This window comes from Mesorhizobium loti, assembly GCA_014189435.1.
Lineage (GTDB): Bacteria > Pseudomonadota > Alphaproteobacteria > Rhizobiales > Rhizobiaceae > Mesorhizobium > Mesorhizobium loti_G.
This window is the reverse complement of the sequence record CP050293.1, coordinates 2,034,638-2,053,794: the sequence shown is the minus strand read 5'-3', so window position 1 is coordinate 2,053,794 and position 19,157 is coordinate 2,034,638. Positions and strand designations below refer to the sequence as shown.

The following is a 19,157-nucleotide window of genomic DNA, read 5'->3' as shown; positions in this document are numbered from 1 at the left end:
CTGGCGGCTTTGCAGCGAATCCGGCTCGTTGGCCGGCAAAATCGAGCCCGCCCTAGCTCAATTCCGGCGTATGGTCAAACAAACGCCGGTGTTCCTTGAGCGCGTAGGTGTCGGTCATGCCTGCCAGGAAGTCGGCGACGCTGCGTGCCTTGATGCGATCGTCAGCCCGATCCAACCCCTCACGCCAGCCGTCCGGCATGGCGCGCGGATCGGCGAAATAGGCGTCGAACAGATCCTTGACGATCTGCTCGGCATCCGTTCGCACCCGCATCACGTCGGCATGCCGATAGAGATGCTTGTAGAGAAAGGCCTTCAGTTCTTTCTCCAAGGCGGCCATTTCTGTCGAGAAAGTCACCATCGTCTCGCCTGCCGCTCTCACCGCATCGGCGCTCCGCGGACTGATACGTTCGAGATTGGCCGTGGTGGAGACTATGACATCCTCGACCATGGCGGTGATCTGCCGCCGCATCAATTCATGACCGGTGCGCACATCATCAAGGGAGGGATAGCGTTCGCGCACGCCTTTCAGGATCGTTCCCGGCAGTGACACCGTCTCCAGCATGTCCAGCGTCAAGAGCCCTGCCCTCAACCCGTCATCGATATCATGCGTGTTGTAGGCAATATCGTCGGCGATCGCCGCGCACTGCGCCTCGATGCCGGCAAACCGGTCCAGTTCGAGGTCGTGCAACTCAGAATAGTCACGGATCGCCTGCGGCACCGGCCCTTTCAGACCCTTGCCGCTGGCGTCCGTCAGCGGCCCGTTGTGTTTGACCAGGCCTTCCAGCGTCTCCCAGGTCAGATTGAGGCCGTCGAACTCGGCATAGCGCGCCTCAAGCCTTGTCACGATGCGCAGTGATTGCGCGTTGTGGTCGAAGCCGCCCCAGGCGGCCATCTTCTCGTTCAGCGCGTCCTCGCCGGTATGGCCGAAGGGCGTGTGGCCGAAATCATGCACCAGCGCCACCGCCTCGGCCAGATCCTCGTCGCCGCGCAGCGCCCGCGCCAGGGCGCGCGCGATCTGCGCCACTTCGATCGAATGGGTCAGCCGGGTGCGGTAATGGTCGCCCTCATGCGCGATGAAGACCTGCGTCTTGTGTTTCAGCCGGCGGAACGCCGTCGAATGGATGATGCGGTCGCGGTCGCGCTGGAACGGCGTGCGGGTCGGGCTTTCCACCTCGTCGAACAGCCGGCCGCGCGACTTTGCCGGATCGCAGGCATAGGCGGCGCGTGGCCGATAGCCGAATCCGATGTCACCCAACTCATTGGTCATGGCTGATGCTGCCGCAGTTGACTTAGCTTAGATAATTTGGGCCTGGTTGACTTGGCCCCTCGCGCTTCATACCTATCATGTGAAACCGAAAGCAAGGTGACGCCCATGGGCGCTGATGCCAAGACTGCCATGAAAGTCGATATGACCGAGGCCGCCGCCAGGCGGATCGCCAAGATTGTCTCTGGCGAGGCCGGCAAGACGGCGCTGCGCGTTTCGGTCGAAGGCGGCGGTTGCTCGGGCTTCTCCTACAAGTTCGACCTGGTCGACACGCGCAATGACGACGATGTCGCGATCGAGAAGGACGGCGCCACAGTGCTGATCGACGACCTGTCGCTGGTCTATATGGGCGGCTCGGTGATCGACTTCGTCGACGATTTGATGGGCCAGTCGTTCCAGATCCGCAATCCAAATGCCGTCGCCTCCTGCGGCTGCGGCACGAGCTTCTCCATATAGAAATGCATGCAATCGGCGCGGTCCGTCAGATCGCGCTGTCGGCCGGCCGCAACCTGGACGTGACGCTGGCTTTCTGGTGCGACGTACTCGGTATGGCTGTCCACGCGCGCTTCGATCCGCCGGGCATCGCCTTCATCATGGCCGGCGATATCAGGCTGCTGTTCACCGACGGCATCCCGGCTGGAACCGTCTATCTCGACATAGCTGGCCTTGAGGACTTCCATGCTCAGGCGAAAGCTTCGGGCGTGCCCTTCACCGCGCCACCGACGCTTGTCCATCGCGACACCGACGGCCAGTTCGGCCCGGCGGGGGAAAGCGAATGGATGGCCTTCCTAAAGGACCCGGCAGGCAATACGATCGGACTGGTCGAACGCCATCCGCCGCAAGAGCCCAACTGAACAGCATCGAGACCGTCATGAAAATCGTCACCTGGAACATCAACGGCGTGCGCGCCCGGATCGGCAACCTGACCCATTGGCTGACCGAAAGCGCGCCTGACATCGTCTGCCTGCAGGAGATCAAGACCGTCGACGAGCAGTTCCCGCGCGCCGAGATCGAGGCGCTCGGCTACAATGTCGAAACCCATGGCCAGAAGGGTTTCAACGGCGTCGCCATCCTGTCGAAACTGCGATTCGACGAGGTTAATCGTGGCCTGCCCGGCGACGATGCCGACGAGCAGGCGCGTTTCATCGAAGGTGTTTTCTCCACCGACAAGGGCGCATTGCGTGTCGTCTCGCTCTATCTGCCGAACGGCAACCCGATCGATGACGAGAAGAAGTTTCCCTACAAGCTGTCCTGGATGGCGCGGCTGGAGCGCTGGGCCGAGGAGCGATTGAGGCTCGAAGAGGCGCTGGTGCTGGCCGGCGACTACAACGTCATTCCCGAGCCGATCGACGCGCGCTTTCCGGAGAACTGGCTGGGCGACGCACTGTTCCAGCCACAGACGCGGCAAGCCTTCCGGCGGCTGCTCAACCTTGGTTTCACCGAGGCGGTGCGCGCGGTCACCGACGCGCCCGACACCTATACGTTCTGGGACTATCAGGCCGGCGCCTGGCAGAAGAACAACGGCATCCGCATCGACCACCTGCTTTTGTCGCCGGAAGCCGCCAACCGGTTCTCATCGGCCTCGATCGAAAAGCATGTGCGCGCCTGGGAAAAACCTTCCGACCACGTGCCCTTGGCGATCGATCTAGCGCTGCAGCCGGCCTGACAGCGGCTAAACCCTCATATCGCCACATTTCGCGCCGTTCATTGCGGGCCAGCATGGCGGCTGGGGTTCCCATGACCATTCGATTTTCTCTTTGTCCGATCGGCCTGGCATTTGCCATGGCCGCTCCTGCGGCGGCACTTGCCGATCAGGAATGCCTGGCCAATGGAAAATCCTACCAGCTTGGCCAGGTCGCCTGCCTGACGGTTGCCGACCAGAGCCACCTGGCCCGCTGCGACATGGTGCTCAACAACACCTCGTGGACGAAGGTCGCGGACAGCTGCCCCGCAAACACGATGGCGCCGCACCTGCACGTCACGCCGATCTCGACGCCGGCGCCCAGCATGGTGCCGACGGAGCCGACCGCGAATTGATTTTCCGCAGCCGTCGCCTCGGACGGGCCAAACTTGCAAAGCCCGCGCCGCGCTGGTCGACCCCCACTCCGTCTCGGCTTCGCCGAGCCACCTCTCCCCCGATCGACGGGGTAGAGGAAAGGCGCCAAGCTTTTTGCCGTCAACGCTCGTCCAGAAACGCTCCCTTCCTTTCCCTCCGGAGGGGGAACGGTGGCGCTGCGAAGCAGCGACGGATTGGGGGAACCACCTGGCAATCAAGCCTCGGGCCGATCAGTCATGCCAATCACAGAAAATGTGTGCATAGCGTGGCGTAGAACGGGGAGAAAGAATCTGGCCGCAACGCCGCGCCGTCTCTGCAACACCGGTGATTGGCGAAAACAGCGACGAGAGCGTCCTTGGCACCGTTTACGGGGAGAAGATGGCGGCAGCCAGATGGGGGGGCGGCGCAGGGCTTCGAGATTGAGTTCATCGCTTAAACAGGCAAGCAGCTATACGCCCCTACTGGTCCGCGTTGTTGCCCTTGGTGAGGATGTCATCAGCCAGCGAGATCGCGGTGCGGCGGTCGGCTTCGCCTGCGGTGGCGAATGCCTCCTCCTGCATGCCGCGGATCCAGGGCTGATCGGCCGGCGAAGCGCGTTCGAGCGCTGCCGTCATCATCGCCAGGCCGCGAACGATCTTGCCGCTCTGGAACAACAGGTGGCCAAGCGTCGCCTGAGCGCCGGCATGGCCCTTCTCGGCGGCAAGCTGGAACCAGCGCCCGGCCTGCTTGACGCTGGCCTTCACGCCGCCCTCGCCCTTAAGGAACATCTGCCCCATCTCGAACTGCGCGTTCGGATTGCGGTAGTTGGCGGCGGCGCGCATGTAATATTCCTGGGCCGCCACCTCGTTCTCGGTGACCGGGCTGCCCGGAATGCCCGTGCGCAGATAGTCGCCAAGCGCCACCAGCGCGTCGGAGACATAGCTTTCCTCGGGCGAGCCGGGCTCGACATCCTGGTCGACGATCTCCGAAAAGAACTTGAACGCCTCATAGTCGTCGCGCGCCACGCCATCGCCCTCGGCATACATGCGGGCAAGCTTCCAGGTGGCGCCGATCTGGCCGTTCTCGGCGGCGTATTTATAGGCCTCGGCGGCCTGTTCCTTGTGGCCGTTCTTGTAGGCGGAGAAACCGAACTGGAACACCGCCCAGGGGCTGGATTGCGGCTTCACGCCGGTCTTGTCGTCGAACACCTTGTCGTCGAAGGCCATGGCCTGGCCCACGGCGCCAAAGGTCGCGCCAAAAGTGGCGATCACGACCAGTGCCGAAAAGACAGACGACCTCAACAACTCAGATATCCGCATAGCAGTGTGTTTCTTTCGCACCGCCCGGATGGGTCACCGCGCCATCACGCGCCGGCCCTACCGTCTGTGCATATTTCCATATCGCGCCCGACTGATAGTCGGTCGTGCGCGCCTTCCAGGTCTTTGCCCTCTCCACCAGTTCGCTATCGGACAACGCCACATCGATCGTGCCGTTCACCGCGTCGATCGAGATCAAATCGCCATCCCGGAGCAGCCCGATCGGACCGCCCACGGCTGCCTCGGGGCCGACATGGCCGATGCAGAAACCGCGCGTCGCGCCCGAGAAGCGCCCGTCGGTGATCAGCGCCACCTTGCCGCCCATGCCCTGGCCGTAGAGCGCTGCTGTCGTCGACAGCATCTCGCGCATGCCAGGACCGCCGCGCGGCCCTTCGTAACGGATGACGAGAACCTCGCCTTCCCTGTAGTTGCGATGCGTCACCGCCTCGAAACATTCCTCTTCCGAATCGAAGCAGCGCGCCGGGCCGGAGAACTTCAGCTCCGCCATGCCCGCGACCTTCACGATCGCGCCTTCGGGAGCCAGGTTTCCCTTCAAGCCCACGACACCGCCGGTTTGGGTAATAGGTTTGTTGGCCGGGCGGACCACATCTTGATGTTCATTCCAGGCAACGTGCTGCATGTTTTCGGCCAAAGTACGGCCAGTCACGGTCAGGCAATCGCCATGCAGATAGCCGTGGTCGAGCAGCGTCTTCATCAACAGCGGAATGCCGCCGGCCTCGAACATGTCCTTGGCGACATATTTGCCGCCCGGCTTGAGGTCGGCGATGTAAGGCGTCTTCTCGAAGATCTTCGCCACGTCGAACAGGTCGAACTTGATGCCCGCCTCGTGCGCGATCGCCGGCAGATGCAGTGCCGCGTTGGTCGAGCCGCCGGTTGCCGACACCACGGTCGCCGCGTTTTCCAGCGCCTTCAGCGTGACGATGTCGCGCGGCCGGATATTTTTCGCGATCAGTTCCATGATCTTTTCGCCCGAGGCGAAATTGAAACGGTCGCGCATCTCGTAAGGTGCCGGCGCGCCGCAGGAATAGGGCAGCGCCAGGCCGATCGCCTCGGCGACGGTGGCCATGGTGTTGGCGGTGAACTGGGCGCCGCAGGAGCCGGCCGAAGGACAGGCGGCCTGCTCGATCTCAAGCAGTTCGGCATCGTCGATCGTGCCGACCGAGTGCTGGCCGACCGCCTCGAACACGTCCTGCACGGTGATCTGGCGGCCGCGATAGCTGCCGGGCAGGATCGAGCCGCCATAGATGAAGATCGACGGCACGTTGAGACGCACCATGGCCATCATCATGCCGGGCAGCGACTTGTCGCAGCCGGCCAGCCCAACCAGCGCGTCGTAGCAATGGCCGCGCATGGTGAGCTCGACCAGAATCGGCGATGACCTCGCGTGACACCAGCGACGATTTCATGCCCTGGTGGCCCATGGCGATGCCGTCGGTGACGGTGATGGTGCAGAATTCGCGCGGCGTGCCGCTGGCGGCAGCTACCCCCTTCTTGACCACCTGCGCTTGACGCATCAGCGAAATGTTGCAGGGCGCCGCCTCGTTCCAGCAGGACGCGACGCCGACCAGCGGCTGCGCGATCTCGGCCGCCGACAAGCCCATCGCATAGAGATAGGAACGGTGCGGCGCACGCGCCGGACCGACGGTCACATGGCGGCTAGGGAGCTTAGCCTTGGAAATGACTTTGGCGTCCATACTCTTCCTTGCCGCGGGCGGTGCGGCCTGCCCCCTCGCCGAGCCTTTTGGCGCGTGTCCCGAGACAAGATCGAGGTGCGCCGGGTTTATGGCGGGAAATGGGCAATTTCCCCGGTCTGACTTCTAGCGCAGGGGTTGTTCAGAAAGTGTTGCCAAAACGTCACAATCGCACGAGGTGGCCACAGTGCGGCTTATATGCAACGCAGCTTGGATACCGGGGCGCACAGGCGATGCAGGCTTAAACAAAAAGGCCGGGCAATGCCCGGCCTTTTGCTAGAATTTTCAATCGTTTAGAACTTGATCTTGATCCCGCCGGAAATTGCCGTGACCAGATCGTTGCCGAAATCGTAGCTGGCATCCTCGCCTGCGACATAGCCGTTCTCACCAGCCAACTCCCCTGAGTGGCCGCTGGTCAGCACGCCGATCGCTCCAGCAAGCCGCACTTCGATATTGGGCCGCGGCGTATAGGCGACACCGCCGCCCAGCGTCCACGTATCGGTCTGCGCTCCGTAGCCGTGCGAGGTACCACGATCCCAGGAGAGTTGGCCGGCGGCGCTCCACTGATCGTTGAATTTGTGGCCGATGCCACCGGTGACGGTCCAGCCATCACGATACATCAGGTCGAGCGACGTCACTTGACCCGGACCGTTCGTGAAGCACAGCGCAGACGGAGCTTGGGGGGGTCGGGCAGATCGGAACACTTTGCAGCACACTCCAGTTGACCCACTTGATCGAGCCGAAAGCAAGCCAGTCGGGCGCGATGCCCGATTGAAACTTCAACTCCAGCGAGTCGGGCATATGCTGCGTCGAGCCATAAATCGCCTGAGATCCAAGTGGCGTCGTAAGTGTGCCGGAGATGTTGTCGAGCTTGACCTGTGAATTGTAGACCAAGCTGGCGCGAAGCGCGATCTCAGGGATTTCGTAGGCAACGCCGGCGCGCCAGCCCCAGCCATTGGCCGCCAGGTCGACGCGGCCGATCGGTGACGGCCCAATTGGATTGAAACCCACCAAGCTTTCCTTGAAGCCTGAAATATCCTGGTAGAACACGCCGCCGATAAAACGGAGCTGGCCCTTACCGACATCGAACTTGTAGGAGCAGGTGCCGGCGTAGTTATTGCTCGTGATATTCGTTTCGACGTTAGAAAACGCGCCATTCCACGACGTGCCAGGGGCTGTGTGGGCACCCCACGGCTGCGAATAGTCGACCATACAGTCGACGCCTTGCACAACCTGGACCTTGGCGCCGATGCGCGGAACCCAATAACCTTCGGCGCCATCCGCCGACGTGCCCAAGCCGAGATTGGCTCCGCCCGGACCGCGCGCATTCTCGTACTTGCGATCCGGCATCACGTACGTCGCTTCAGCTTCCGTGGCGAACGGCGCAGGGTCAAACAAAAGATCGATGTCGTAGCCGCCGCGCTCCAGACCGCCGGCATGCGCCGAACTCATCGCCGTCCCGATCAAAGCCAGCGAAAAGCACCCCGCCCCAAGCAGTGCTTTCAGTCGCAGGTTGTTCATGAGTCTCTCCCCCAAATCGAACACAACCTAAGCAAGAACCAATTCGCGTGGGTAGCGCAACAACGATTTCAAGAGGCGTACATGTACATATTTTGAGAAAATGAATTCTCTCTGCCGTGGCCATCAATGCCGCGGAGCCGAAATGCCCATTGGCGCGCAAAGCACGGTTGAAAACCCAAGGAAATCAGCCGAAACCAGCGCAAACATAACATCGTCAGTAGCTAATTTGTCCGCTGTTACATTATGGCAACAATGCGGCGAAAACTTCCGTTTACGTCAACCGTGACGTGACGGAATGCTTGTTCTGAACGACTCTGTCGGCGCCAACCGCAAGGGTCGGGCAAACAAAAAGGCCGGGCAATGCCCGGCCTCTCGCTCGAATTTTTCAGAACCCTAGAATTTGATCTTGACCGAAGCTGAGCCTGCCAAGAGCAGATCGTTGCCATAGGTGTAGGTTACAGCATTTGCCGTGTCACCGACACCGGTGAAGGTCGACGATCCGCTGGTCAGCACGCCGATCGAGCCCCCAAGCCTGACTTCCACTTTGTCGTTCGGGGAATAAGAAATGCCCGTCGCCACAGCATACGTGTCTGATTGATAACCGGAGGTCGTCGAAGTTCCACGATCCCATGTCAGTGAAACCAGACCCGATATCTGGTCAGTAAACTTGTGACCAATACCGCCCGAGATCGTCCATCCGTCGCGATACAGCAGATCGAACGAAACGGGCGAGGCAGTACCGAACACAGGGCTACGCACGCCATTGATTGGAATGATACCAAGTTTGCTCCACTGCTGCCAGCGGACGGAGCCAAAGGCCAGCCAGCCTGGCGCAATACCGCTCTGCAACTTGAGTTCGAGAGCCTGGGGTATCTCGGCGGAGGCGGATACCGGATATACTCCGGTAGAGCCAGGCACGAGGTTCGCTGGAAATGTTCCGCTGAAGCCTGTCGTATCGACGGTTCCAGACAGTCCGTCATATTTGTAGCTGGAATAATACATCAAGCTGCCGCGCAGGGCGATCTCTGGGATTTCATAAGCAGCGCCCGCGCGCCAACCCCATGCAGAGTCCGATAGCTGGAATTTCCCGAGACCCGTGTTGCCAAAAGCTAACAGGGTCTGACGGGACAGAAAGGCATCGACATCCTGGTAGGAAACGCCGCCGATGAATCTAAAGGCGCCCTTGCCGACATTGAACTTGTAAGAGCAGGTGAGGCCGTAATCGTTCGTTTTGACCGAGTATTTGACCGCGGTTGTCGAATACGCGTTGTTGGTTCCGTAATCCGCGTCAGCGCCATAAGGCTTAGAATAGCTTGCGAGACAGTCTACCGCCTCGAAAATGTTGGCCTTGATCCCAATGCGAGGTACCGCATAGTCACCACCGACATCGACTTCCGACGTCGACAGGCCCGAACCGTCCAGACGCTGCACATTCTTGAGCTTGCGCTGTGGCGACACATAGGTGACGCCGGCATCAAACGAATATGGTGCCGCATCAAACAACTGATCGATGTTGACGCCGCCACGATCGAAGCCGCCAGCGCTGGCCGCTGACACAACGAGCGAAAAGCACCCTGCTCCCAGCAGTGCGTTCAGACGCAGATTGTTCATGAGTGTCCTCCCCGAATAACTAGTGCATCAAGCTAGAACCAATTCAGGTTAACGGTGCAACAACGAATTCGAGAAGCGTACACGTACAGTTGATCGGAGTGCGTTTTCGCAAAGTTCCGGCGTTCCCCATAAGACCGAAAACCCGGCACTTGCGTGCAAATGGACAAATAAAATCGGCGAAACTTCTGCAAAATGGCCCCTAAAAAGGGTGTTTTGCGGGGTATACAGCCCCATTGTTACATTATGGCAACAATGGGGCTAAAACTTCCGTTTACGTCAACATTAACGCAACGGAATGCCCATTTTCGAGGCAAAACATCACCATTTTAGAGAGAGCTAAAGTCTCTCGAATCTGCCCCCTCACACGGCATCACGAACCCGGGTCAACGCCACCGATAGCTTGTCCTGCGCATCGCGGTATTCGGCGAGCTTTTCACGCTCGGCATCGACGATTTCGGCCGGCGCGCTGGCGACGAACCTTTCGTTCGACAGCTTCTTGTGCAGGCGCGCGATTTCCTCGGTCACCTTGGCCAGTTCCTTCTGCAGCCGTGCCGCCTCGGTGGCGAGATCGATCAGGCTGCCGAGCGGCAGGCAGATCGTCGCCTCGTTGAGCACGATCTGCGCCGAGCCCTTTGGCGCGACATCGGCCAGCGAGATGTCGCCGACCCGCGCCAGCCGCTTGATCGCAGACTCCTCGCGAACCAGCCGTTCGCGTGTCACAGCGTTGGCGCCGACCACGACCAGCGGTGCGATGGCTGCCGGCGGCACGTTCATCTCGGAGCGCACGGAGCGGATGCCGGAGACGAGGTCGACCAGCCAGTTGATGTCGGCGGCGGCCTCGGCGTCTTCGAAGTCCGGGGACGGCCATGCCGCATGGCAAAGCAGCGACGGCCGCTCCATGCCTTCGCCAGCGGTCTGCGCCCACAGTTCCTCGGTCATGAACGGCATCATCGGATGCAGCAGCTTGTAAATCTCGTCCAGAACGAAGGCGACGCAGGCGCGGCTTTCGGCCTTGGCCGCCTCATCGGTGCCCATGAACACCGGCTTCAGCAGCTCCAGATACCAGTCGCAGAACAGGTTCCAGACGAAGCGGTAGGCAGCGCCTGCCGCCTCGTTGAAGCGGTATGAGGTGATGCCGTCCGTGATTTCGCGCGCGGCCCGCGTCAGTTCGGTCAGGATCCAGCGGTTGACCGCCAGCTTGGCGTCGTTCAGCCAGAATTCGTCATTGCGCGCGACCTCGTTCATCTCGGCAAAACGCGTCGCGTTCCACAGCTTGGTACCGAAATTGCGATAGCCGGCGATGCGCGCCGGGTCGAGCTTCACGTCGCGGCCCTGCGCCGCCATCACCGTCAGGGTGAAGCGCAGCGCATCGGCGCCGTATTCGTCGATCAGGTCGAGCGGATCGATGACGTTGCCCTTCGATTTCGACATCTTGGCGCCGTTCTTGTCGCGCACCAGCGCATGGACATAGACGGTGTGGAACGGCTCCTCGTCCATGAAGTGCAGGCCCATCATCATCATGCGGGCGACCCAGAAGAAGATGATGTCGAAGCCGGTTACCAGCACGTCGGTCTGGTAGTAGGTCTTCAGTTCGGGCGTCTCATCGGGCCATCCCAAGGTCGAGAACGGCCACAGCGCCGACGAGAACCAGGTGTCGAGCACATCCTCATCGCGGGTCAGGATCTCGCCCGGCTTGTAGTTCTCGAGCTTGTCCTCGACCCAGGCCTTCCATGGGCCTTCCAGCGCCAGATAATATTCGATCGCCGCACCAAGGGCCTCCTCCTCGGTCTTCTCGACGAAGACACGCCCGTCCGGCCCGTACCAGGCCGGGATCTGGTGACCCCACCAGAGCTGGCGCGAGATGCACCAGGGCTGGATGTTCTCCATCCAGTCGAAATAGGTCTTTTCCCAGTTCTTCGGCACGAAGTTCGTGCGGCCCTCGCGCACCGACGCAATCGCCGGCTTGGCCAGTTCCGCCGCATTGGCGTACCACTGCTCGGTCAGGAACGGCTCGATCGGCACGCCGCCGCGGTCGCCATGCGGCACGGCATGGCGATGCGGCTCGACCTTTTCGAGGAAGCCGCCTTCTTCCATCAGTTCGACGATCTTCTTGCGCGCGACGAAACGATCGAGGCCGTCGAGCCCATCCCAGACCGCCTGCCGCTCCGGCGTCACCTCGAGACCGGCAAGGAAATCCTCATTGTCCTTGAGGCTCACCGCCGCCTCTGTGGTCAGGATATTGATCGCCGGCAGCTTATGGCGCTTGCCGACCTCGAAGTCGTTGAAGTCGTGCGCGGGCGTGATCTTGACCGCGCCAGAGCCCTTTTCCGGATCGGAATATTCGTCCGCCACCACAGGAATCTTGCGGCCGACGATCGGCAGGACGATGTTCTTGCCGACCAGATGCCGGAAGCGCTCGTCGTCGGGGTGCACGGCGACGGCCGTATCGCCCAGCATCGTCTCGGGACGAGTCGTCGCCACGGTGATGAAGGTTTCCGGGTTTTCCGGGTCGAAGACCTGGCCCTCTATGGGGTAGCGGAAGTGCCAGAGGTTGCCGTTGACCTCCTGCTGCTCGACCTCGAGATCGGAGATCGCGGTCAACAGCTTGGGGTCCCAGTTCACAAGGCGCTTGTCCTTGTAGATCAGCCCTTGCTTGTAGAGCGTGACGAACACTTCGAGCACGGCCTTGGACAGGCCTTCGTCCATGGTGAAGCGTTCGCGTGACCAGTCGGCCGAAGCGCCGAGCCGCTTCAGCTGGTTGAAGATGGCGCCGCCGGATTCGTCCTTCCACTCCCACACTTTCTCGATGAACTGCTCGCGGGTCAGGTCGCGGCGATGGATCTGCTTCTCCATAAGCTGGCGCTCGACCACCATCTGCGTGGCGATGCCGGCATGGTCCATGCCCGGCTGCCACAAGACGTTCTTGCCGCGCATGCGCTCGAAGCGCACCAATATGTCCTGCAGCGTGTTGTTGAGCGCGTGGCCCATATGCAGCGAGCCGGTGACGTTCGGCGGCGGGATGACGATGGTGAAGGCCTCCGCCCCCTCCTCGGCCCCGGCACCGGCGCGAAACGCGTCGGCCTCTTCCCAGACTTTGGCGATCTTCGGCTCGACGGTTTTGGCGTCGTAGGTCTTTTCAAGCATGGGAAAATGGTCCGCGCTGTCGGGAATTTTGCTGGTCCGGTGTAAATCGGAAGGTTTTGGCCAAGTCAACCGCAACGGCTGTCTCGGCTCATCACAGGCAAATAGGCGTGGCCTTGGTCATTTCAACGGAAAGCGATCCATCGTCCTGCCAACAAGCTGACCTCACCAAGAGAGACGGCGCCACGAGGGCGCCGTTTCCTTAGGCAATCGGGATGGGAACTACTGCGCCCCGCGCGCCACGCGCTCGATCTCCTCGCGCACCAGCCTTTCGACCAGTGTCGGCAGATTGTTGTCCAGCCAATCCTGCAGCATCGGCCGCAGCATCTCTTCGGCCATCTCGTCGAACGTCTTCTTGCTGCGGCTGGCAAACGCATCGGAAAGCTCGCCGAAGGCGGCGGCGACCTGCCGGCCGGTGTGCTCGGAAACGATCGCCGGACGCGGCGCGTCGCTTGCCGCCACCGGCCTCACCACGCCTGCATCGGGACGAGACGGCTCGACGGGTGCTTTTGCAGTCGGTTCGTCCCTTGGGTCCTCCACCGGGGGCTGGGCGACCGTCTTGCGGGCCTCGCTCCTGTCCGACACCGCCCTCGCCTGCTCACCAACCGCGGCGATCTCGCGCCGCCAGTCGGCGACGGGGGCACCGGCAGCAGGGAAAGGACGCGATTCTGGTGCGTCGACAGTGGCCGGCTCGGCGGCAACGCGGGCGCCGACCTCGGCAAGTGTCATCGATGGCCTTGCCGGGGCGGGGATCGGGGCGCACCGGCGTTTCCGGGCGCGCGATCACCGGCTCGGCCGCCGGCAATTGTGCCTGGACTTCCGCCAGCGTGACCGGCTTCCTGACCTCGGGGGCAGCATGCAGGTCGGCACGAAATGGTTCGACGTCGGGAGCTGCATCGGCGCTCGATACGCGCTCCAGATCCTGGATCAGCTCATCGGCGTCACCCGGCTGCTTGCGCCCACCGTCGCTGTCCTCGATGATCCGCCTGATGGAAGCCAGTATCTCTTCCATGGAAGGTTCGCGCTGTGCGCTGCTTGCCGTTGCCATCGTCACATCCGCCGCCTTTGTGACCCCTGTGGATTTCCGTTCCGGCAAAGCCGGATCGAATCATGGCGACAGCGTAACCGACAGAGCGCCGCACGAGAATCCCCAATCTGGGGACTTGTGGGATTTCAACAGATTAGCGCGATCCAGAACCCAAGAGCAGCGGAGCAAAGCAAAAGAGTCCGCTCAAACAGGGAGACGGCGAAATCCGGGCCAAGCGCCCTCAGCGGCCGTCCGGCGTGCGCAGGCCGTACCACTTGTCCTTGACCGCGTTGTAGTGCTCTTCAGGCTTGTATTTCGTCACCTGCAAGCCAAGACGGTCGACGGACAGACGGCCTGTCGCCTGCAGGATGGCGTAGCTCGCCACCACCACATCATGCTCATAGCCGGCCTGGTTGATCTGGGCGGTGATGACCGTCGCCTGCGCGTTGAGGACGTCGAGCGTGGTGCGCTGGCCGACATTGCGTTCTTCGATGACGCCGTTCAGCGCCAGCTTCGCGGCCTCGATCACTTGCCTGTTGGCCGTCAGCTGCTGCTGCGCGGCGGTGTACTCGGTCCAGGCGGCGGTGACGGCCTGGCGCACCTGGTCACGGCTGACGTCGACCTCGATGCGGGCCTGGCTGAGCGATTCCTTGTCCCGGCGCACGATGGCCGAGGTGCGGCCGCCCGAATAGATCGGGATGGTCAGGGTTGCCCCGACACTGGCCGAATTGGTCGTGCCGTCCTGCGAACCGACGCCCGGCAAGGGCGAGGTATTGCGGTAGGCGCTCGAAACGCCGGCGGAAGCCGACAATTGCGGCAGCAACGCGCCTTCGGCCGACTTCACCGAAAACGAGGCGGCATCGACCAGATGCTGGGTGGCAAGGATGGCCGGGTGTTCGTTCGAGGCCACCCCGACGGCGGCGGCGAGGCTCGACGGCAACAGCTTTGCCACTGGCGAGGCGCCCTTGAGCTTGCCCGGCTCGTCGCCGACGATCTGGCGGTAGAGTGCGGCACTTGCCAGCGCCTGCGCCCGGGCAGCACTCAGCGATGCCACGGCGGCGGCGCGCGAAGCATCGGCCTGCGCCACGTCTGTGCGCGTGCCTTCGCCAACCTCGAAGCGCGAACGCGCCGCGCGCGCCGTCTCAGTCAAGAACTGCAGGTTCTGCTCGGTCAACACGGCGACCTGCCGGTCGCGAATCACGTTCATATACGCTTGGGCCGCGCTGAACAGGATGCCCTCTTCGGTGTTGCGCAGGCTTTCGACCGACGCGCGGACCTGCGCTTCGGCGGCTGCGACATTGTTCCTGGTCTGAAAACCATCGAACAGCGTCTGATTGATCTGGACGCCAAAATTGCCGGTGGTCAGCCGCACGCTTGAGTTGGTGCCGTTGAGATGGCTGCTCGAATAGTCGATTTCCGCCGAGCCGGTGACAGTCGGGCGCCAGCCCGACTTGGCGATGGCGACACCCTCATCGGTGACACGGACGCCGGCACGGGCCGAATTCAGCGAAGAATTGTACTGATAGGCCTTTGCAAGCGCGCCGGAGATGCTTTCGGCCGAGGCGGCCAGTGGGGACAGCATGGTCGCCGAAACGAGGACGGCGGTGAAAAGTGACTTGCGTACAGACGGCACGGTTAAACCCTCATTCGTTTTCCATGGGAACCGCGCCGCGCCAGCTTCTCCTTTGAGCAGCCGTAGCGGCGTGTTTCATGTTCCCTGCTGCTCAGCCCCAAAGTGCCCCCAGTCTGGGATCAGCAATGATCGTTCAAATGCAAGCGACCATGACAAAGCCTCTGCTGCAAGGCAAAATCATTCAGAACTCGAAGGCACGAATACGTTCAAATCCCGGTAGTGGCTTAATTGCCGCATTAAACGCACGTCTTCCGGTTACAACCCCCCGGCCTTAAAAAAAGTTTGGCCACGCCGGAATTGCCCAGCCCTTCAACCGCGACGAGTCGGCCGCCTTCGGCAAGCTGGTCGAGCAGCGGCGCCGGCACTTCCGCGACACTGCCGCCGATGAAGATGACGTCATATGGCGCCTTGGCGGCATGCCCTTGCGGCAACGCCCCCTGGACAACGGTCACATTGCCGCAGCCAAGCGCCGAAAGAGTCGATCTGGCGGTCTCAGTCAGCGCCGAATCGCTTTCGAGCGCCACCACGGATCCGGCCAGCCGCGACAGGATCGCCGAGGCGTAGCCCGTGCCGCAGCCGACATCGAGCGCCGAATCGGTCGAATTGATTTCGGCCAGCTGGATCAGCTTGGCCAGCGGCGAGGCTTCCATCAGGTAGCGCGCGCCATCGGCGCCGGCGGCAATACGGATGTCCTCGTCGATATAGGCGAGATCGCGCTGGGCGGCGCCGACAAAGGCCTCTCTTGGCACGACAAGCATGGCGTCGAGCAGCGGCGCGCTGGTCACATCGGTGGTGCGAACCTGGCCATCGACCATTTTGACGCGAAGCTCGGAGAAATCAGCGCTCATGTTCCAACCAATCCGCTTGCCGCGCCAGAACCGCGGTTCGTTATGTCAGGAACTTCAGGCCCCAGCGCTGCTGCGCGGGGGCCCGGGCATTGGAGGCCTCGCCCGGAATCGAACCGGGGTGCAAGGATTTGCAGTCCTCTGCGTAACCACTCCGCCACGAGGCCTCGTTGCTCCCGGCGTTCCACCCGGTTCCAATAGGTTGCGGCGAAAATGCCGTCAAGCGGCCACCGTGCATTCCGAACGGTTTCCTCGGCGCCAGTTCCGGGCAGCATCCGTCAAATCCTCATTACCGAGGCAACACAACGGCATATTAGCGGATTGTTAAGCATGGCCTGCCGCCGGAAGAAACGCATCCACGGCTCACGCGTTGAGCACGCCAGGAGGCAAAGCCATGCGCCAGGCAACGGTGATAAAAGCCAAGAACGCGTCGTCCAGCCTGTCTTTGCCGCAGTGCGGAGAGCTTTTGCACTACGCCATCGACCGCCTGTCCATAGAAGGTGCGGGCAGCCTGTCGCCGCACGACAGGGCAAGGCTTGCCTCAGCCGCGGCGATTCTCAAGCAGATCCACGAGGCACTGGAAGAGCACGCCGCCCGCTGAAGCGGGCCTCTTCCGATACCGACCGTCAATCCGGTCGGCGGCGCCGTTCCCACCAGACGACAAAGCGGCGTCGGTGACGGCGCACCATGGCGAACTCATAGGACAGCACCAGCAATCCGAGCGGAACCATCCAGAAGCCGAGGATCGGCAGGAACCCGAGGATGCCGCCGATGGTCAGCAGGAAGCCGATGGTGATTCTGAGCCCGCGCGAGCGCGGCATCTTGAACTCACGCCCGAAAACCGAGATTTTTCGCGCCGGCATCTGGTTGTCTTGTGCTGTCATCGTTTCGAAAAATTGACCCGTTTGATCGCTCAGGAGCATCGTTAAACCAAAGCCGCAGCCGCGCTTTCGGTTCCCTGCCCCCTGCCAAGACGGCTAATATGAGGGCATCCCTCGACGATTGCGAGAAACCCCTGCGCGAAAAAGCCTCGGAAAAATGCGAAATGCTTCTTTGCAAAGCCGAAAAGGGCAGCTATAGGCTGCGCCACTCACATAAGAGCCCCGTTCCCCGGTAGCTCAGTGGTAGAGCAACCGGCTGTTAACCGGTTGGTCGCTGGTTCGAATCCGGCCCGGGGAGCCAATTTGTTTGTCTTGCCATTTCCCGTCCCATGCCTTCGACTTCCTGTCCGGTGTTTTCGACCGTGCGGCAGGGGCTTGGCGGCGCCGTGGCTCCGATAGCGCGGCCCACCCCGGTTCGATAGGAAGTGCAGATGCCAACACGTTCCATACGCTCCATGTGCTGGAGATCGAACATCAACACCAGGCTCGTCGCTGCGCAGGCGGCCGTCCTGCAGTCGTTTGACCTCGATCTCATCCAGGACGTCACGGAGAGCGAGCCGCATGACCACTGGCTTCAGAGAACCACCGAGCAGCTCGCCGAAAACGAGAGCGTACTCTATCTCGACATAGACGCCTTCCCGCTGAACCGGACTGTCGTGGAACGGGCGTTCGAGGCGGCAGAGCGCGGCGAGATATTCGGCGCCGCCCAGGCAGCGAACCATCTCGATCCGGCGTTCGTCTATGCAGGCCCGATGTTTCTCTGCTTCTCCAAGAAAACCTGGATCGACCTCGACCGCCCTTCCTTCTCTCCCGACAGCAAGTTCGACGTTGCGGCACGGCTTTCCCAGGCAGCGTTCGACCGCGGCGTTCCTGTCCATTTGCTCAATCCAAGCTTTGTCGGCCTGCCGAGATGGCCGCTCGCCGGCAGAGGTTGCCTGGGGACGGCCACCTTTTACGATGGCTGCTTCTTTCATCTTTTCCAGAGCCGCTCCCTGCCGGACAGCGCCGACATAGTGGCAATGGTCGCCGATCCGATCCTGCGTGGAGAAGACCCCGATTATCTCGCAATCCATCACCGCTTGAATTCGATAGGCGGCCAGCTTGGGATGCATGCGAAGCGCAAATGGATGCGGCTGAAGAGCAAATGGGCGCGGATCAAGAGCAAGCAGCGGCTCTAACCTTCAGCCGCTGCGGGCTGCACGCGCCGAGATACGGCTGGAGCGTAGAACCTCGGCCGATCTCGTCAGGGTTTCTTATCGCCGTTTGGATTGGGTACCGGTGCCTCTCGCGCGTCTCGCGGTGGCGGATCGACGTGTTCAAGCTCTGGCGGTGCATCTTTGTCGCGACGCTGGAGATCTGCCTTCTTCGCTTCGGCCTTCGGTGGCGGTTCTTTGTTTGCATAATCTACTTAACCGGAATCCGCGTCTCTCGTTCCCGCTGGGGCGCCGAAAACTGAAAGCCGGAGGAACCGGAGGCGTTGAAGAGCGTTCTCCCGCATGCTCAAGAAAATCGCCCTCGCTGCCGTGCTGTTCCAGGTCGCCGCCTTCTCGGCTCTGCTAACTCAGACGGTTCTCTTTGCGTCATCCACCGCTACCCAGGCCGCCAGCGTGCAGCCGGGGACATCCGTCGCGGTCACGGAGAAAGAATGCGCCAAGGCGACGTGGCCAGATATTCCCGATCATTGCCTCAAGCGGATTGAGGGGAGGAAACTCATCACGACGACCCTGGTGGTGGCCGGGCAACAATAGCCCGCCGTTGCAGGCGTGGATCAATCTTGCAAAGCTTGTGCCGCCCAACCAGCCCTTGCCGTCGACGCCGGCCATCTCTCCGCTCATCATCAATCCACCCAGTTTAAGTCAGGGCGCTGCGCTTGAAAGCGCAATGATTCCTGCTACTTGCGGCGTGGGGACAATGTGTTTTGGTTGGGCAAGAATTGGCAATGGTTTCAGTGGATATGGAATGCCTGTGCTGTCATGGCAGCGGTAGGGTTTTCGCCTGCTCCAGATGGTCTGCGTCGAATGGGCATGTTGCCCGCAAGGCACCCATCGGACAGGTTGCCCCGGAAAGACGATCGCCTGCTCAGGATGTGCCGGCCTGGGGACGCTGGCGGAGCCGCCGCTGAGAGCCGTCGCATAGCCCATGATCGGGGCCACATTCCGCTGATGACGAGC

Annotated in this window: 13 protein-coding genes, 2 tRNA genes and 4 pseudogenes; 8 read left to right on the top strand and 11 right to left on the bottom strand. The window is 61.8% G+C overall.

Translation table 11 applies throughout. From position 1 onward, the window contains the following. Positions 1 to 52 precede the first annotated feature (52 nt). Positions 53 to 1,267, bottom strand: coding sequence for a deoxyguanosinetriphosphate triphosphohydrolase (locus HB777_09895; GenBank protein ID QND64188.1), 1,215 nt, complete (start codon positions 1,265 to 1,267; stop codon positions 53 to 55). 105 nt (positions 1,268 to 1,372) lie between these two features. Here HB777_09895 and erpA point away from each other — a divergent pair, with 105 nt between their 5' ends. From erpA to HB777_09875, 4 genes are read left to right on the top strand one after another with little or no spacing between them, the layout of a single operon-like run. After that, a complete protein-coding gene (erpA, locus tag HB777_09890; protein QND64187.1) occupies positions 1,373 to 1,720 on the top strand; it encodes an iron-sulfur cluster insertion protein ErpA in 348 nt (115 codons plus the stop codon). 2 nt (positions 1,721 to 1,722) lie between these two features. Then, the gene (locus HB777_09885) at positions 1,723 to 2,118 is read left to right on the top strand and encodes a glyoxalase (protein QND64186.1); all 396 of its coding nucleotides are present in this window, start codon (positions 1,723 to 1,725) and stop codon (positions 2,116 to 2,118) included. Positions 2,119 to 2,135: 17 nt separating this feature from the next. Beyond that, on the top strand, positions 2,136 to 2,930 hold the full coding sequence (gene xth, locus HB777_09880; protein ID QND64185.1) for an exodeoxyribonuclease III: 795 nt from the start codon (positions 2,136 to 2,138) through the stop codon (positions 2,928 to 2,930). Positions 2,931 to 2,983: 53 nt separating this feature from the next. Beyond that, on the top strand, positions 2,984 to 3,301 hold the full coding sequence (locus HB777_09875; GenBank protein QND64184.1) for a hypothetical protein: 318 nt from the start codon (positions 2,984 to 2,986) through the stop codon (positions 3,299 to 3,301). A 477-nt stretch (positions 3,302 to 3,778) separates the two neighbouring features. On the opposite strand, the gene HB777_09870 is transcribed toward HB777_09875, so the two are convergent. The 9 genes and pseudogenes from HB777_09870 to HB777_09830 all read right to left on the bottom strand — a co-directional run bounded on the left by HB777_09870 (position 3,779) and on the right by HB777_09830 (position 16,272). Then, positions 3,779 to 4,618, bottom strand: coding sequence for a sel1 repeat family protein (locus tag HB777_09870; protein QND64183.1), 840 nt, complete (start codon positions 4,616 to 4,618; stop codon positions 3,779 to 3,781). Then, positions 4,605 to 6,330: pseudogene (gene ilvD, locus HB777_09865) on the bottom strand (dihydroxy-acid dehydratase). The gene HB777_09870 and the pseudogene ilvD overlap by 14 nt, the downstream one beginning before the upstream one ends. Before the next feature lie 290 nt (positions 6,331 to 6,620). Further along, positions 6,621 to 7,848: pseudogene (locus HB777_09860) on the bottom strand (transporter). 393 nt (positions 7,849 to 8,241) lie between these two features. After that, positions 8,242 to 9,459, bottom strand: a complete 1,218-nt coding sequence (locus HB777_09855) for a transporter (protein QND64182.1) — start codon at positions 9,457 to 9,459, stop codon at positions 8,242 to 8,244. Positions 9,460 to 9,819: 360 nt separating this feature from the next. After that, a complete protein-coding gene (locus HB777_09850; GenBank protein ID QND64181.1) occupies positions 9,820 to 12,603 on the bottom strand; it encodes a valine--tRNA ligase in 2,784 nt (927 codons plus the stop codon). A gap of 219 nt (positions 12,604 to 12,822) precedes the next feature. Continuing rightward, positions 12,823 to 13,648, bottom strand: a pseudogene (locus HB777_09845) (DUF2497 domain-containing protein). Between the two features lie 220 nt (positions 13,649 to 13,868). Next, positions 13,869 to 15,260 carry a TolC family outer membrane protein gene (locus HB777_09840; GenBank protein QND64180.1) on the bottom strand — a complete coding sequence of 464 codons (1,392 nt, stop codon included), beginning with the start codon at positions 15,258 to 15,260 and terminating at the stop codon, positions 13,869 to 13,871. 181 nt (positions 15,261 to 15,441) lie between these two features. Continuing rightward, positions 15,442 to 16,108: pseudogene (locus HB777_09835) on the bottom strand (protein-L-isoaspartate O-methyltransferase). 90 nt (positions 16,109 to 16,198) lie between these two features. Continuing rightward, positions 16,199 to 16,272 (bottom strand) — tRNA-Cys (locus HB777_09830). Between the two features lie 227 nt (positions 16,273 to 16,499). Here HB777_09830 and HB777_09825 point away from each other — a divergent pair. Further along, on the top strand, positions 16,500 to 16,706 hold the full coding sequence (locus HB777_09825; protein QND64179.1) for a hypothetical protein: 207 nt from the start codon (positions 16,500 to 16,502) through the stop codon (positions 16,704 to 16,706). A gap of 25 nt (positions 16,707 to 16,731) precedes the next feature. On the opposite strand, the gene HB777_09820 is transcribed toward HB777_09825, so the two are convergent. Continuing rightward, positions 16,732 to 16,989, bottom strand: a complete 258-nt coding sequence (locus tag HB777_09820) for a hypothetical protein (protein ID QND64178.1) — start codon at positions 16,987 to 16,989, stop codon at positions 16,732 to 16,734. Between the two features lie 223 nt (positions 16,990 to 17,212). Here HB777_09820 and HB777_09815 point away from each other — a divergent pair. From HB777_09815 to HB777_09805, 3 genes are all read left to right on the top strand, one after another. Continuing rightward, positions 17,213 to 17,287: transfer RNA gene (locus tag HB777_09815), tRNA-Asn, on the top strand. 130 nt (positions 17,288 to 17,417) lie between these two features. Further along, positions 17,418 to 18,164, top strand: a complete 747-nt coding sequence (locus HB777_09810) for a hypothetical protein (protein ID QND64177.1) — start codon at positions 17,418 to 17,420, stop codon at positions 18,162 to 18,164. A 318-nt stretch (positions 18,165 to 18,482) separates the two neighbouring features. Further along, positions 18,483 to 18,734, top strand: a complete 252-nt coding sequence (locus HB777_09805) for a hypothetical protein (protein QND64176.1) — start codon at positions 18,483 to 18,485, stop codon at positions 18,732 to 18,734. Positions 18,735 to 19,157: the final 423 nt, after the last annotated feature.

What these genes read in the sequence shown, in the direction of transcription:
- HB777_09895 (QND64188.1), bottom strand. Translation starts at nt 1,267, where the DNA reads ATGACCAATGAGTTGGGTGACATCGGATTCGGCTATCGGCCACGCGCC.
- erpA (QND64187.1), top strand. Translation starts at nt 1,373, where the DNA reads ATGGGCGCTGATGCCAAGACTGCCATGAAAGTCGATATGACCGAGGCC.
- HB777_09885 (QND64186.1), top strand. Translation starts at nt 1,723, where the DNA reads ATGCATGCAATCGGCGCGGTCCGTCAGATCGCGCTGTCGGCCGGCCGC.
- xth (QND64185.1), top strand. Translation starts at nt 2,136, where the DNA reads ATGAAAATCGTCACCTGGAACATCAACGGCGTGCGCGCCCGGATCGGC.
- HB777_09875 (QND64184.1), top strand. Translation starts at nt 2,984, where the DNA reads ATGGCGGCTGGGGTTCCCATGACCATTCGATTTTCTCTTTGTCCGATC.
- HB777_09870 (QND64183.1), bottom strand. Translation starts at nt 4,618, where the DNA reads ATGCGGATATCTGAGTTGTTGAGGTCGTCTGTCTTTTCGGCACTGGTC.
- HB777_09855 (QND64182.1), bottom strand. Translation starts at nt 9,459, where the DNA reads ATGAACAATCTGCGTCTGAACGCACTGCTGGGAGCAGGGTGCTTTTCG.
- HB777_09850 (QND64181.1), bottom strand. Translation starts at nt 12,603, where the DNA reads ATGCTTGAAAAGACCTACGACGCCAAAACCGTCGAGCCGAAGATCGCC.
- HB777_09825 (QND64179.1), top strand. Translation starts at nt 16,500, where the DNA reads ATGCGCCAGGCAACGGTGATAAAAGCCAAGAACGCGTCGTCCAGCCTG.
- HB777_09820 (QND64178.1), bottom strand. Translation starts at nt 16,989, where the DNA reads ATGACAGCACAAGACAACCAGATGCCGGCGCGAAAAATCTCGGTTTTC.
- HB777_09810 (QND64177.1), top strand. Translation starts at nt 17,418, where the DNA reads ATGCCAACACGTTCCATACGCTCCATGTGCTGGAGATCGAACATCAAC.
- HB777_09805 (QND64176.1), top strand. Translation starts at nt 18,483, where the DNA reads ATGCTCAAGAAAATCGCCCTCGCTGCCGTGCTGTTCCAGGTCGCCGCC.